The organism is Streptomyces sp. NPDC048671, assembly GCF_055587045.1.
The window spans coordinates 98087-111877 of sequence record NZ_JBVJHB010000018.1; the positions used below are offsets into that span (position 1 = coordinate 98087).

7 protein-coding genes are annotated in these 13791 nt (G+C 64.0%); 2 read left to right on the forward strand and 5 right to left on the reverse strand.

The annotated features are described in order from the left end of the window. Positions 1-37: 37 nt before the first annotated feature. The 3 genes from ACZ6S6_RS31660 to ACZ6S6_RS31670 are packed head-to-tail and all read right to left on the reverse strand — an operon-like array spanning position 38 to position 8342. On the reverse strand, positions 38-5074 hold the full coding sequence (locus tag ACZ6S6_RS31660) for an FtsK/SpoIIIE domain-containing protein (protein ID WP_469708239.1): 5037 nt from the start codon (positions 5072-5074) through the stop codon (positions 38-40). Continuing rightward, positions 5071-6510: a hypothetical protein gene (locus ACZ6S6_RS31665; protein WP_024490728.1), complete on the reverse strand. Its 1440-nt coding sequence runs from the start codon at positions 6508-6510 to the stop codon at positions 5071-5073. Before ACZ6S6_RS31665 ends, ACZ6S6_RS31660 begins: the two co-directional genes overlap by 4 nt. Further along, positions 6510-8342: a hypothetical protein gene (locus ACZ6S6_RS31670; protein ID WP_469708241.1), complete on the reverse strand. Its 1833-nt coding sequence runs from the start codon at positions 8340-8342 to the stop codon at positions 6510-6512. The genes ACZ6S6_RS31665 and ACZ6S6_RS31670 overlap by 1 nt, the downstream gene beginning before the upstream one ends. A 407-nt stretch (positions 8343-8749) precedes the next feature. Here ACZ6S6_RS31670 and ACZ6S6_RS31675 point away from each other — a divergent pair, with 407 nt between their 5' ends. Next, complete coding sequence (locus ACZ6S6_RS31675) at positions 8750-9895, forward strand: DNA cytosine methyltransferase (protein WP_306055053.1); 1146 nt, start codon at positions 8750-8752, stop codon at positions 9893-9895. Between the two features lie 907 nt (positions 9896-10802). Continuing rightward, on the forward strand, positions 10803-12176 hold the full coding sequence (gltX, locus tag ACZ6S6_RS31680; RefSeq protein WP_469708316.1) for a glutamate--tRNA ligase: 1374 nt from the start codon (positions 10803-10805) through the stop codon (positions 12174-12176). A 10-nt stretch (positions 12177-12186) separates the two neighbouring features. Here gltX and ACZ6S6_RS31685 read toward each other — a convergent pair whose 3' ends face one another. After that, a complete protein-coding gene (locus ACZ6S6_RS31685) occupies positions 12187-13176 on the reverse strand; it encodes a glycosyltransferase (RefSeq protein WP_469708244.1) in 990 nt (329 codons plus the stop codon). Next, on the reverse strand, positions 13173-13787 hold the full coding sequence (locus ACZ6S6_RS31690) for an HD domain-containing protein (RefSeq protein ID WP_469708246.1): 615 nt from the start codon (positions 13785-13787) through the stop codon (positions 13173-13175). Before ACZ6S6_RS31690 ends, ACZ6S6_RS31685 begins: the two co-directional genes overlap by 4 nt. Positions 13788-13791 lie beyond the last annotated feature (4 nt).

Consider the following 13791-nt stretch of genomic DNA (forward strand, 5'->3'; position numbering starts at 1 on the left):
CTGCGAGATGGAGTTGATCAAGCAGGGCGAGACCTGGTCAGCTCCCGTCATAGGCCACCTGCAGTCGCGTGGTGCTCTTAGCCGTGTGCAAAAAGGCGTCGCCCTGTCCGGCCAGAGCTTCGGCTCCCGTCTCGTCCAGAATGATGCGGCTGTCGGTCGCTGTCTTGACGCGCAGGGCGAGTTGGGCAGGGAAGTTGGAGCGGATGGTCGTAGAGATGACGTCCGCACTCGGTCGCTGCGTGGCTGTAATGACGTGGATGCCCGCAGCACGGGCTTTCTGCGTCAGGCGCTTGAGCAGCGCTTCGATCTGCTTCTTCTCTTCGGGATCGCTAGTGAGATCGGCGTACTCATCAAGGACGATGACGATCCAGGGCTTTCGATCTGCCTTGTCGACCTTGGCGTTGTACTCGACGAGCTTGCGTGTGCGGATCGCCTTCATGTCCTTGTAGCGCACGGCCATCTCTTCGACGGTTTCCTCAAGGATCTCGATGGCGTCGGCAGCGTCCATACCGATCACGCCGTCAAGGTGCGGGTCATCCTCGAAGTCGACAAGCTCGGTCCCCTTGGGGTCAACGAGGCGGAGTCGCAGGGTGCTCTTGTCGTACCGGACCAGGCCCTTGAGGATCGTATCCAGCGCGACGGACTTTCCTGATCCGGTAGTGCCGGCCACCAGCAAGTGCGGTGAGTCTGCGGAGGAGAGGTCAATGGTGACCGGGTTGCCCTCGATGTCGGCGCCCAGCGGGGCGATGAGGCTCTCGGGATTGGCCGGGCACCGCAGCCACAGCGCCTTGGCGTCGACCCCGTACTTCTCGTCGTCGATCTTGGGGATCTCGAAGAGCACGGAGCCGCGGTCGCTGCGGGCACGAATGCTGAACCCGGAGGGGAGCGCCAGGGCCAGGAAGATCTCGTCGCGTCGGTTGGTCAGCTTGTCCACGGTGACCCCAGGATTGGGGATGAACCGGAAGATATAGAAGCCGGGTCCCTCCTGCCACTTGCCGACCTCCGGTGCGGTGACCGCGACCTTGTGGCGGGCAAAGACGTCAACGATCTTGTTGTATCGAAGCGCCAGCTCCTCCTCGGAGAGCCCACCGCGGGAAGTCTTCAGAGGTGCAGGCCCTGCCTCTGCGGCAGGGTGACGCGCAAGTACCGCGCCTGGCGCAGCTGTTAGAGCGGCCGCCCCGCCGGCCTCGGCAGATGCCGTTGTTTCTTCCAGAGTGGGCGGTTCGGCGGAAAGGCCCACAGAGGAGGTTTCGACGGCAGTGTCAGCGGCATTCATGGTCCCGCTGAGGTCTCCAGAGACAACAAGGGGATCGGCGTTGGTGGGGTCCTCCTTGGCGCGTAGAGCGCCGATGAGGTTCAGCAGTTCCCGTTTGTTCAACCTCACTAGGGTGTGCCTGCCGAGGCTGCCGACCGCGGGTGCCGACTGATCGTCCTCTGCCGAGATAGCCACGGCAACGCCAGTGACGTGGCCGAGCTGGACATCCTCGGAGCGTAGGGCATCAAGGACCTTCGCCTCGACCTGGCGGTGGTCGTCATTACCGAGCAGGGTACGAGCTGGAAGGTCTTCGGCCTGCGTGGTCTTTCCACTGGTCTGAGCGATCGCGGCAGCAAGCTCGTCCAGCCAGAAGGGGCGGTCGTGGCGAGCTTCGCCGTCCGAACGGAAGGCGTCCCTACACAGGTCAGTGGTGCGGTTGAGCTGTTCCTCAGCCGAACCGACGTCGAAGGTCTGGCGGAACTTGGACTCGGCGACCAGGATATCCAGGCGAACAGTGCCGTCATCCTGGACCGTCAGCACAAACCGGCCGAGGTCGGCACGGGTCTTGTGTCCGCGGCCGAACCAACGGTGGTGCTCGTCGAAGCTGATCCACGTGACCAGGCTCGTGCCCTGCCTAGAGACGGGAAACTGCTGGTCGATGACAAACCGCGTGGCTACCAGGCCGACGACTTCGTTGACCGTAGTGCCAATGCCGAGGGAGCGCAGCACGGCGCCAGGGGCCACGTTGCGGCCGACCTCGTAGATTCGTTTAGCGGTGCTTTCCGAGTCCTGTGGGGTGACGACACCGATCTGCTCAAGGCGGCGGCACAGTCGCTGAACGACGAACTGCCGACCGGTCTGCGAGCTGACAATGAGGGTGTAGGACTCGTTCTTGCCGACGCTGGGCTTGACGAGGATGACGTCAGGGCGGTTGCGCAGGGCGTCGATTTGCTCACGGCCGATGAAGCTGTCGAGAGTGACGACCCAGTGGGCCACACGGTGCAGGGTCTCGAACAGGTTCTGGTGCTGGTCGAACTGCACCTGCATCTCGAAGTAGTCGATGCCGTCGACGCTCTCCCGGGAGACCGGGGAACGGCGGTCGTAGCGCACGCACAAGGTCGACCAGGACTCAAGAGTTTCGTCGGCGGTCTCAGGCAACAGCGCTCTCACGACGTTCTCGCTGGTCTGAGCCAGGTTGTGTGAGGCTGGGTGCTTCCAGGGGTTGAAGTAGCCCGACAGGGACTCCTTCTTGGTGCTCTCCTTCATACTGGTCTGCGTGCCGAACAGTGCCGGCGCCAGAGCGAGGTCGATGGTGTCCTCCAGCCCTGACAGGTCTGCTTCCTGGTCGGGCTCCCATGCCTGAAGGATCAGTTGGACGTCGGGCAGGAAGCTGTCGTCGGACATCTCCGTACCGGAGAACTGCAGGTCGAAACCCTGGATGATCTCGTGGTGGGTGGCCTGCGGAGCCAGTACAACCAGATCAACTTTCAGACGAGGGTTCTTGGCCCGCATCTGCTTGGCCACGCGCATCGGTAGGACAGGGTCGCCGTTGCGGTCCAGAAGCAGTACGCGCAGCCCATCAAGCTTGTGGGGGTAGGTCGTCAGGTAGTCGGTGATGACGCGGACCATCTCGTCGACCGCGGTCTCGTCGACGCTGGAGAGCCAGTCCTTGGACTCGTTCCCGCCGTAGCGGACCGGTGCGTACTCCTCGTGCCCGGCTGACTCTCGCATCGGAATGGCAATAGTGCCGCCGGGGCCGACGAGGACAGCAGGTGTCCCGTGTGGGGAGATACGGTCAATGGCGTCGAAGAAGAGCTCCTCGTTTTCCTGGTTGAGGCTCAGACCTCCCTCCTTGTTCAGGGCGGTCTCGATGCTGTCAGCAGCCTCCTCGTAGTTCTTTGCCAGCCAGCGCAGCTTCAGCGGGTGAGTGGCCAGCATCATCATGCGGTGGTCGGCAAGCCCGACAACATCGGTCAGGACGACAGCCTCGAGGTCTGCGTTCGGAGCGTTGTCGGGAACCAGGGTGGTGCGAGCTTCGCGGAGCACGCCTTCCCACTCACGTACGTAATCGTTGATCTTCCCGGCGTCAAGCCCGTCGCAGAAGCGGCTGAAATGCTCCAGCCTGAGGCGCTCCAGCTGACTGGCAAACTGCGATTCGGAAACAGGCAAGGGTTCGTCGGCCTGCCACTGCCGGGGGTCATTGAACCTTTCGAGGAAGGTGTCAAAGGTCAACTTACCGGTCTGGCCAGGGGGAGTTTGCCAGCCGTGTATGAGAGCCGCCAGCGCGATCTGCCCCGGGATGCCAAGAGGGTCCCAGCGAAAGCGTCGCTGGGCGCCGTCCATCTCGACCAGGATGCGCAGCGGGGCCCACTCCGTGTTCGGATCGAACGGCTCGTCCTCCTCCGGGAGGGGCGGCTTGGTCAGGTCCAACAGGCACTTCTTGACGTCCAGAGTCAGGCGAAGACCGGTGGATTCCCGGATGTCATCCAGGGTGTTGGCGTACAGGAAAGCAAAGAGCCAACGGCTCCACCGCCCAACTTCCTGGTTGCCTTCCAGCCCGACGACGACGGAGCCTTCCTCTTCATCGGAGAAGTAGGTCAGCTCGCGCAGCAGGGCACGCAGTGGGTCCTGGACGAACTGAGAGTCCGGAAAGGCAAGCTTCTCGACTTTGCGGCGCGACCGCTTGGACAGCAGGTCGGCCAGAGGCTCCGCCCCGCCGATAGGAGCCTCGTCAAGGAAACGCTGTGCGGCTTCCTGATCTCCGAGGTCGAGTGCATCTTCGATCACCATGGCGTCGAACTCGTCGACCCGATCTGCGTCGGCCTTCTCGATCTCCTGCCGGACCTGCTGGCCCAGGCCGATCTTCTTGGACTTCTGCTCGAAGACTTCCAGCCAGAGGGTCAGGTCCTGCTCTCGGCGCAACTGACGAGAATCCTGCGGAGTGGAGCCACTGCGATTGAGGTTGAGTACGAGGCCGCGCATGAGCTCCTTGGCAGTCTCGGAGTCCGTGCCGACGTGGTCCAAGGACTCCGCACTGAACTCGGTCGCGCTTATGCGGTCTATCAGGTCGTCCTCGGTGATCTCCTTGCCCGTGGGCTGCTTGAAGGCACTTACCGAGACGTTCTTCTTGATCCGAGTGGGCAGCGCGGCGGGCTTGACGAAGAGTCCTCGGTCTGGGAAGAGATCAAGAGCCGGCAGGGCAGCAGAGATCTCCGGGTAGACCACGTCAGGGGTGCGGACCTGAGTTGCTGCGACCTTCTGCGCAGTGTCGACCAGGAAGGCTGCCCAGCGGTGCAAGGACCGGGGCTCCTCATCCGTGACGGCACCCCAGATCGCCGGCAAAACGGTGCCCATCGCGGCTGGAACAGTGCCGATACCCCCAGCTTCCCGCCATGCTTCCGCCATGAATCTGTCGAACCCACGCTCGCCGGAGGAGTCATGGTAGTTGCCCAGGATCGTGGCATCGTTCAGGGCGTTCATGGCCGCCAGCCCCTGTGCGTCCGGAGACTGCCCCCACTCGAAGAGCAACACCGCCCTGCCCTGTCCTGAATTTCGCCACTTGGTCAGCTGGTCCTGCGGTTCCAACAGGTAGTCAGCAGGGACGCCTTCGATTGGCTCTGAGGTGCCGACCTTGACGACAACCTGACGGTCCGGCGATCCCAACAGCTTCCGGGCAGTGCGGCGGAGAGCCTCGGCCACGGTCGGTCGGTCGAAGCCGCTGACTCGTAGGACGGCGCGGGCCCCGTTGGCCTCAGTGACCTTGCGGAGTGCTTCGTCGGCGACGAACCGACCGAGCGCTCGGATGCTGCTGTCGGTCACCGGGGCTCCCCTCGAACCATGCTGGTTGCATCTGAATATTGAGTGAGCAGACCAATAGCGGCGAGTTTCTCCCGGAACGCCTTGCCATTGTGGTCAAGGACCGATGGGTCGACCTCGTAGGCCAACGGGCTCGTTGCCGCGACCTTGTCCTCCATCACAAGCCCATACCTCTCGTACAACAGCGTGCAGAACTTGTCGAACTCCATCTCCGCTTCCTGAGCGACGGTGGCAGAGACCAGAGCCTCGAGCATCGGGGGCTTCATGGTGAAGTGTCGTCGCCCGGCTGTCGCGTTCAAGGCTCCAACAGCGGCGAGGGTCTCGCTGAAGAACGCTCGGGGTGAGGCGACCGCGGTGCCGCCTTCCTTCAAGAATCTCTCGTAACGGCGTTTTTTACCCTCGTCGCCTTCGGCTTCGCCGATCATTACCTGGGCCTGGACATTGATCGCTTTGACAATGTCGTTGCGGAAGCCAGCGAGGTTCTTCTGCGACTCCCTGCGCAGCGGGGTTGCCTCGTTGCCGAAGTCCAACAGGATCGACTCGCGGTTGGTGGCACCGAGCTTGGTGCGTGCGAGGTGGAGCTGATGGCGTGCCAAGCAGTAGGGGACCCAGTGCATGAGGCTCTCAGTGCGCTTGGCCCTCGGGACCGTAGCGATCCGAGTGACGATGTTGCAGGTCCCCTCCCTCAGCAGATCAGGCCACGGGCTGAGCTCCTCATACAGCTCGATTTCTGTGTCTGAGCCCTCCACGGGAGCTTCGTCGTAGTCGAAGTCGTGCGCGCTGAGGGCCTTGGCGAGATTGCCCAGCGGGGTTTCGCTGTCCTGCACGAGGTCGCTCAGGCCCTGCCGGGTCGCTTCCTTGCGGTCAGGATCGAGGTCGGCACGAAGGGCTTTGTAGGCCCAACTCCCTCCATCGCGGAAGAGGTAGCGCTCGATACTAGGAGCGTTGATTCCGACAGCGACTTTGGTGGCCTGCTTGCGCTTCTTAGCGCTCTTCTTGGCATCGATTTGCTTGACTCGTCGTTCGACTGCGTCGTAGTGGATGAGCTCACCGACGAACGGATAGATGTGCGCGCCGAACCAACTGGGCTGGCTGCGACGCCCTGGGATCTCAACCAACAGGGAGGAGAACAGGGCGTGGAGCGTTTCCATCGTCTCGGGAGAGTCCAGCTCGACGGCCTTGCCGAGTTCTTCATCGCCCTCGACTATGCGGGCCTTGGTCGCGATTCGCCGGGCCAGGTCGTGCGAGGTTCTCTTGTAAGCCGTGCCGGCTCCGTTGTCCAGGAGCCCTGCGAACTGCTCCGGGTCTTCCTGATGCGCCAGGTAGACGCCGCGGGCGATCGCGAGCATCTCAAGCGGGATGTAGAAACCGCGGCCCTGCTGTTCGAGATTCACCCCAAAGAGGCGAAGGACGACCTCGGCCTTGGAACGATCAGCCATTACGCACGCACCGACCTGATCTTGTCGCCGACGTCGATCATGAGTTTTTGCATGACGTTGCCCACCAGTACCTGGATCTCGTCGTCCTTGTTCGACGAGTCAGCCAGCTCAGCCAGGGATCCACTCAGGCCGCGGATCTCTGCCTCGTGCTGCACCTCGCTGCGCAGGCCCGCGGCCCACCGCGTCAACAACTCGAAACGCAGGAGGTCCGCTTCCACCGAGACTGCGTCCTGGTCAGGGGCGACGGCTGGGATACGGATGTAGATGGCCCGGTTGAGCCACTCGACGGCGTTCCGCATCTCAGGGGTGGTGCTCGTGCCGGCTTCCCTTTGCCACTGGGTGACCTGGTCGACCACCTCGACGCCCTTGCTGGGCACTCGCCGGGAGACCACGGCCGCGCGGGCGCGGTGTGTGAAGAAGGCGGGGTCAAGTACGAAGAAGTCAGGGTTGCTCGCTGCCCGGTGAATGCCCTGGACGGCCTCCAGACCCTTGAGAAATAGGTCTCGCACTCTGGTGTCTGCCGGGTCCCGGTTCTTGTCCTGGACACGCACAAAGTCGTCTCCGGCCTGCAGACCCATGCGGGCGAAACGGTCCGTATCGTCGTCACTGTTGAAGAAGTCGGCTCGCCGCAGGAACGTGTACAGGCCCCGCAACTGTTCGGCCTGCTTCTGGGCGTCCCGATTCGTGCGGACCTTCTGCAGGTAGCTGCTGGCGTCCGCGGGAGGGAAGTCGCCTGCCGTGTCTGGGTCCAGCCGGTCGTCGACCTGGCGACGGGAGACCCGGCCCGGGTCCAACTTCCGTAGCGCGAAGAAGGCAGGAACCAGGTGACGCTGTTGCTGGCTCAACCGGTCGCCGAAGAGCGCTTGGTGGTACAGGTGGGGAGCTTGCCACTGCCGGTTCGAATGCGATCGCTGGTACCTGGTGTGGACGTCATCGCAGGACAGGCCGCCGGTGAGCATGTAGCTGGTGACCGACAGTGCCTGACGTGTCGTGATTACGGCCCCGGTACGCTCGGCCGCAGCGAACATGTCCCGGATCGCGGCCCGCCGCTGAGGCCCGCGGGTGGGATCACTCAGTTCGTTGCGGTTGGCCAGAATCGGGCAGACCGTGCGTGCATCACAGGTTTCGCACCGCTTCCACCGCGATGACTGGGTCGTTGTCCACTGCTTCAGGACCCAAGGGATGAGCCCGCCGTTGGAACCGTCCGCCGCTACGGACTGGTAGTTGAGGTTGATGACGGTCACTGCACCATCAGAATCACTGACCTGCCCGCGAACTATGCCCTCCGTGAGGGTCTGCACCAGAACCTTGGCACGTCCCGTGCCAGCTTTGCCAAGGTTGTCATCCTCGGCGACGCACTTGCGTAGTTGGCCCTCGTTCGCGCAGATGATCGCGATGCCTTTGTCCGGAGGGTCGAGAAGCTCCACGAGCTTGTGAGCACCGGCCTGCGGGCTGAGCTCGCTCAGATCGCTGAGGATGTACAGCGGGCGTCCGCTACGGGTCCGGCCGACAGGGCGGCTCGCGCCTTTTGCCTCGGACAGGCTGAGGAAGACCGCCTTCCGGACATCTGGCGTGATCGGCTCGTCACCGGCCCGCAGTTTGGCCAGAAGGCTGGCGCACAGGCTCGTCTTGCCATGCCCGGCGTCTCCGGTGAGAACGATGGTCTTCGTGGCCTGTCGCTCGATGACGTTCAGCAGGTAGTCCAGTGTCACGACCGGGAACTGTGGCTGTGTCCAGTCTGCCTGCGTCTCATAGACCATCTCAGAGGTGGCGACGTCGAACGGCTGGTAACGACGAATCCGGTCGACGTGCTTGTTGACCTCTAGCGGCATGCTGCTGTCCTTCGTCGAGCGAGCTCGGAGCTGCAGAATTTTAGCTGCCAGTTGGTCTGACAGTAGGTCAAATGTTGTGACTCGGCTTGAAAATTCTCCTGGCTTGACTCCGGTCCCCGTGAAGGTGTGCAGGCGTTGGTCTCGCCTAGGCCGCAGGAGCAACAGGGGCGCAGGGCGATGGTCGTTGACGAGCTTGTTCAGGGGTTGCGGAACCAACGTGATCGGCACGTCAGCCGATGCGTAGGTGCCGGTCCGCAGCACGTGATCACCCTTGATCGAGTACGATGACCGCTCGTTCCGCCGGTTCTACGAGCAAGTGCAGATGGGGGTCACACGTGGGTGAGCGACACCCCTTGCGGGCCAAGCGGCGGCCAAAGTTTGAGGAGGGTTTCGGTTCCCTGCGAGTCGTGGACCTCTTCGCCGGCTGCGGTGGCCTCACCCTCGGTATTGCCCAGGCAGCGCACAGGCATGACGTCTCGCTCGATGTTCGTCTCGCGGTTGACTTCGAGGCTGCCCCCACCAAGGTCTTCAAGGCAAACTTTCCCAAGGCCAACGTCCAACAGGGGACCGTCGAATCCTTCTTCGATGGTGACCTTGGCGCCTCGTTGACCGCTCAGGAGAAGAAGACTCTATCCACGGTGGGTGAGGTAGAGCTCCTGATCGGCGGGCCACCGTGTCAGGGGCACAGCAACCTCAACAACCACACCCGCCGCGATGATCCCAAGAACCGGCTGTACCTGCGTATGGCCCGGGCCGCAGAGGTTTTGCGCCCTAGCGCAGTCGTCATTGAGAACGTGCTGGCCGTTGTCAACGACAAGCAGCAGGTGGTCTCCCGCGCCATCGTTCACCTCAAGAGGCTTGGATACGATGTCGCCACAGGTCGTATCGACCTGCTCAAGCTCGGGGTCGCTCAGACACGCAAGCGCCACATACTACTGGCCATCCGCGAAGACGCGCTGCCTTTTGGGTTCTCGGCTGCTGACTTGCTGAAGGTCGAGGATCGCATTGCCGTACCGCATGACCTGCGTTGGGCGATCGGTGACCTGCTCGACGTTCCCGCCAAATCATTCTTCGATGAAGCTGCCGTACCCAACGCGGACAATCAGCGGCGTATGAAGTACCTCTTCGAGAATGATGAGCATAATTTGCCGAACGGAGAGCGCCCCGAGTGCCACCGCGGCGAGCACAATTACACCTCTATGTATGGCCGTCTATGGTGGGATCGTCCGTCTCAGACCATTACCAGCGGATTTGCGACGATGGGGCGCGGACGCTTTGTTCACCCTGCTGTCCCTCGATGCCTAACCGCCCATGAGGCCGCGCGCATCCAGGGCTTTCCGGACTACTTCAAGTTCGTGGACGAGAGGGTCAAGCCTCGTTATGAGTTGACTCGCACCGAGGTTCAGGTAATTATCGGCAACGCCGTGCCCCCACCCCTGACCGAGGCGCTGACCTCCAGACTCTTCGATGCTGAAGTTCTGCAGGCGAAGAGCGGCGCGTCTCGGCAGCGCAATGACGACTTCGCTACCGCTGCTGTAGATCTCGCCTGCTGAGCCTCCAACGAACTAGTGTCCGTCCGAAGACGTCCAGGCGGGCCAGTTGCCCCCTGGAGGCTTAGTAGGCCCCTCGCCAGGTTTGCGTAACCTCCTGCTGGCGCGTATGGCGAGCTCCTGCATGGCTGAGCTTTGAGTCGCGGTCGCCAATTAATGGTCACGCCGCGAGCTGGGCGAAGCTTCAGCGGCCTATTTGAGCGTTGACTCTAAGCACTTCCATGACGACGGAGCGGTCCGTCCACCGGCCATAGAGATGCTGATTGCAAGCCCGGCGCGCCAGAGGGGCTGCGGCGGAAATGCGCCATTCTCTGCGCGATCAAGTGGAAGAGTGTGCCTGGGAATGCCACTATTGGGTGGCCTGCAACGGCAGCTTAGGGATGGTTGTTAGTAGTCAAGTTTCACTGTCCCGAAATGCGCAGGGCGGCGGCGTGCGAATCGGCGGCTTTTACGGCAACGGGGCAGAGTCGCTGGGGGTCCCTTGCCGATGCGCGGGCCGAGGTGATCGAATGCGAGCAGTGCGCATCTGAGAGGAAGATTCTCAGCGGGAAGGTTCGTGACTTGCTGGGTGCAACTTCAGGTTCGACGTGACGATCTTAGTTGCCACCAAGCACTTCAGTGGGCCGGCTGAGAAGTGTGCCACGGGGAAGGACACCTTTGGCCTCCACCAAATTCGCCTTGGGCCGTGTTGCTACGACGTATCTCTGTTGTCGCTCGGCGCGCTGAACGGGGCAAGGCGACCGGCGGCACCGGGAGCGATGAAATGACGTACGCGTAGGAGTCGAGGGCGGCCGGAAATCGACAGCGCGGGGATAGGTGGAGTGGTCCAGGGCGCGCGTCAGGCGTCGGTATCCTGGAGCGCATGTCTACTGCCCCGGTTCGCGTTCGTTTCGCCCCGTCTCCGACCGGCATGTTCCATGTCGGTGGTGCGCGGTCCGCTCTCTACAACTGGGCCGTGGCACGACAGTCCGGCGGCACGTTCGTCCTGCGGATCGAGGACACCGACGCGGCCCGGAACAAGCCGGAGTGGATCGACGGCATCATCAGCGCACTCGCGGCGATCGGCATCCATGGTGAGGACACCGCCTTCGAGGGGCCGTATTTTCAGTCGCACAACGCGGCCCGGCACAGCGAGGCCGCCCAGCAGTTGTACGCGGCGGGCAAGGCGTATTACTGCGACTGCACCCGGGAGCAGCTGAAGGAGCGCACAGGGTCGGAGCACCTCGGGTACGACGGGTTCTGCCGGGACCGGGGGCTGACCTTCGAGGAGGGTCGGGCGCTGCGGTTCCAGACACCGGATGAGGGCGAGACCGTCGTGGTCGACCTGATCCGCGGGGAGCCGGCATTCCCGAACAGCGCGATCGAGGACTTCGTGATCGCCCGCGGTGACGGGTCCCCTGTCTTCCTGATCGCGAACGTGGTCGATGACCTGGACGAGGGCATCACGCAGGTCATCCGCGGCGAGGAGCATCTGTCGAACACGCCGAAGCAGCAGCTGCTGTGGGAGGCGCTCGGTGCCCAGCCGCCGGTGTGGGCGCACCTTCCCGTGATCGTGAACGAAAAGCGGCAGAAGCTCTCCAAGCGCCGGGACAAGGTCGCGCTGGAGGACTATCTCGCCGAGGGCTTCCTTCCCGAGGCGATGGTGAACTACCTGATGCTGCTTGGCTGGGGACCCGGCGGTGACCGGGAGCTCATGCCGTACGAGGAGCTGGAGCAGCTCTTCCGGATCGAGGACGTCAACACCGCCCCGGCGTTCTTCGACGTGAAGAAGCTGACGGCGTTCAACGGTGACTACATCCGTGCCCTGGCGCCCGCGCAGTTCGCCGCCGCCTGTGCGCCGTGGCTCGTCGCCCCGTACGCGCCGTGGCAGCCGGAGGCGTTCGACCAGGCCGTCTTCGAGACGGTCGCACCGCTGGCCCAGACCCGGCTGGCGCTGCTGTCCGAAATCACCAACAACGTGGACTTCCTGTTCCTCGACTCGCCTGTCGAGGACGAGGCGTCGTGGAACAAGGCGATGAAGGCGGGCGCCGACGGCATCCTGGCCGATGTCCGCGCCGAGTTCGCCACCGTGGCGGACTGGGAAGCGGACGGCCTGAAGGCCGTCACGCTCGCCGTGGGAGAGAAGCACGGGCTGAAGCTGGGCAAGGCCCAGGCGCCCATCCGGGTCGCGGTCACCGGCCGAACGATCGGACTCCCGCTGTTCGAGTCCATGGAGCTGCTCGGCCGGGACCGCGTGCTGGCCCGTCTGGACGCCGCGGCCGAAAAGCTGGCCGCGCAGGCGTAAGCGACGCCGGTCAGGCGACCTGCGCGAGAAGGTCGCCCCAGGCGTTTCCGAAGTAGTGCAGGTCGAACTGGTCCAGGGCCTCGTACGCGGCCTTGGCTTCGGTTCGACGCGCTGTAGCGTGTTCCCGGACCTGCGTCGACAGATGGTCGAGGTCTGGCGCCGGCTGGCCGGTCAGGGCCGCGAGATCGCCGAGACCCGCGACCGGTCGGATCAGGCAGGGCAGCCCGAGCAGCAGTGCCTCGGCTGCGCAGCGGCTCCAGCCCTCCCGCATCCGGGGCAGGAAGACGCCGACGTCGCATGCCCGCAGCAGCCGCAGATATCGCTCGCGCTCCACGTCGTAGTGCGCACCGCCGAAGCCGATGGTGTTGCTGCCGCTGGTGATCACTTGAAGCCCGGGTGCGCCGGCCAGGGCCGCCGCGACCTCCGCGGTGCCCTTCCAGTGGACGGCCTTGCCCGCGTACACGCCGATCGTGTCCGCGGCCAGGTCGAATTCGGCGCGGCACTCGGCCCGGTCAAGGGCGCGTGCCCGTTCGATCTCGGTCATGTCGAAGGCGTTGTAGATCACCCGTACGTTGTGGACACCCCGGGACCGGAGGAAGGCAGCCCAGTACGGGGATACGCACACCACGGCCGCACACTGCGGCAGCACCCGGAACAGCCGTTCCCAGAGCATGGCCTCCACAGGGGTGGAGTCGTGCTGCAACGGCTCGTAGTGGTGCAGGAGGAACACCGTGCGGGCCCGCATCTCCGGTGTGAAGAGCAGCAGGCTGAGGTCGTCCCACACGAAGGTGCCGGCGGCGGCGGAACTCAGCGCCCGGACGGTCGGGGCCAGTCGGGCGAGGTGGCGGAGCTTCCGCCAGCGGCGGACGCGGTACGTGCGCTTGTGGTCCGGAACCGTGCGCCACTCAACATCGCCGGCGGTCGCCTCGTGAAGCATCCGGAGGTAGACCCGGCCGCCGGTCCGACCAACCGGCTCCATCGAGTACACGATCCGTCTCACGGGCGTATCTCCTGTTGGTGGTGGATGTACTCGGCGTTGAGCAGCGTGTGCGCGGCTTCCAGGTGAGGGCTGAGGCGGCGTGCGGCGGCGGCCAGGGGGAGGTGGAAGTCTGTGAGGTTCCGTACGAACTTCCGCCGGCGTTCATGGTTCGGCGAGGCGGCCAGGTCGCGCAGGTTGTGGATACGGTCGGCCAGCCGTACCAGGAGCTCCTCCGCGGGGAGGGCCGCTGTCTTCACGCGCCATCGGTTCTCGTCGTCCGGAACCTTGGGCCGGCGTTCGAGCCGATGGTCGGGCGTCATCGCGCGTAGGCGTTCAGCGAAGGGTGCCCCCAGCTGGTGGGTGACGAGAGCCTCTGAGCCCGGATCGACCTCCAGCGCGTCGTGCAAAAGGCCGAGGAGGAGGGTTTCGGGCTGTGTGACGCCGAGCTCGGACCGCAGAACCGTGACGACGGCGAGCGGATGCTGGACGTACGGGGTGCCCTGATCTCGGGTATGCCCGGCGTAGATCGCGAGGGCCAGACCGGCAGCCACACGGGCGCGGGAACGGTCCCCGACGGCCCATGTGCTGGTGGCGAGTGTGGTCAGGATGTGAGGCAGATTGGCAACGGCCATTTCC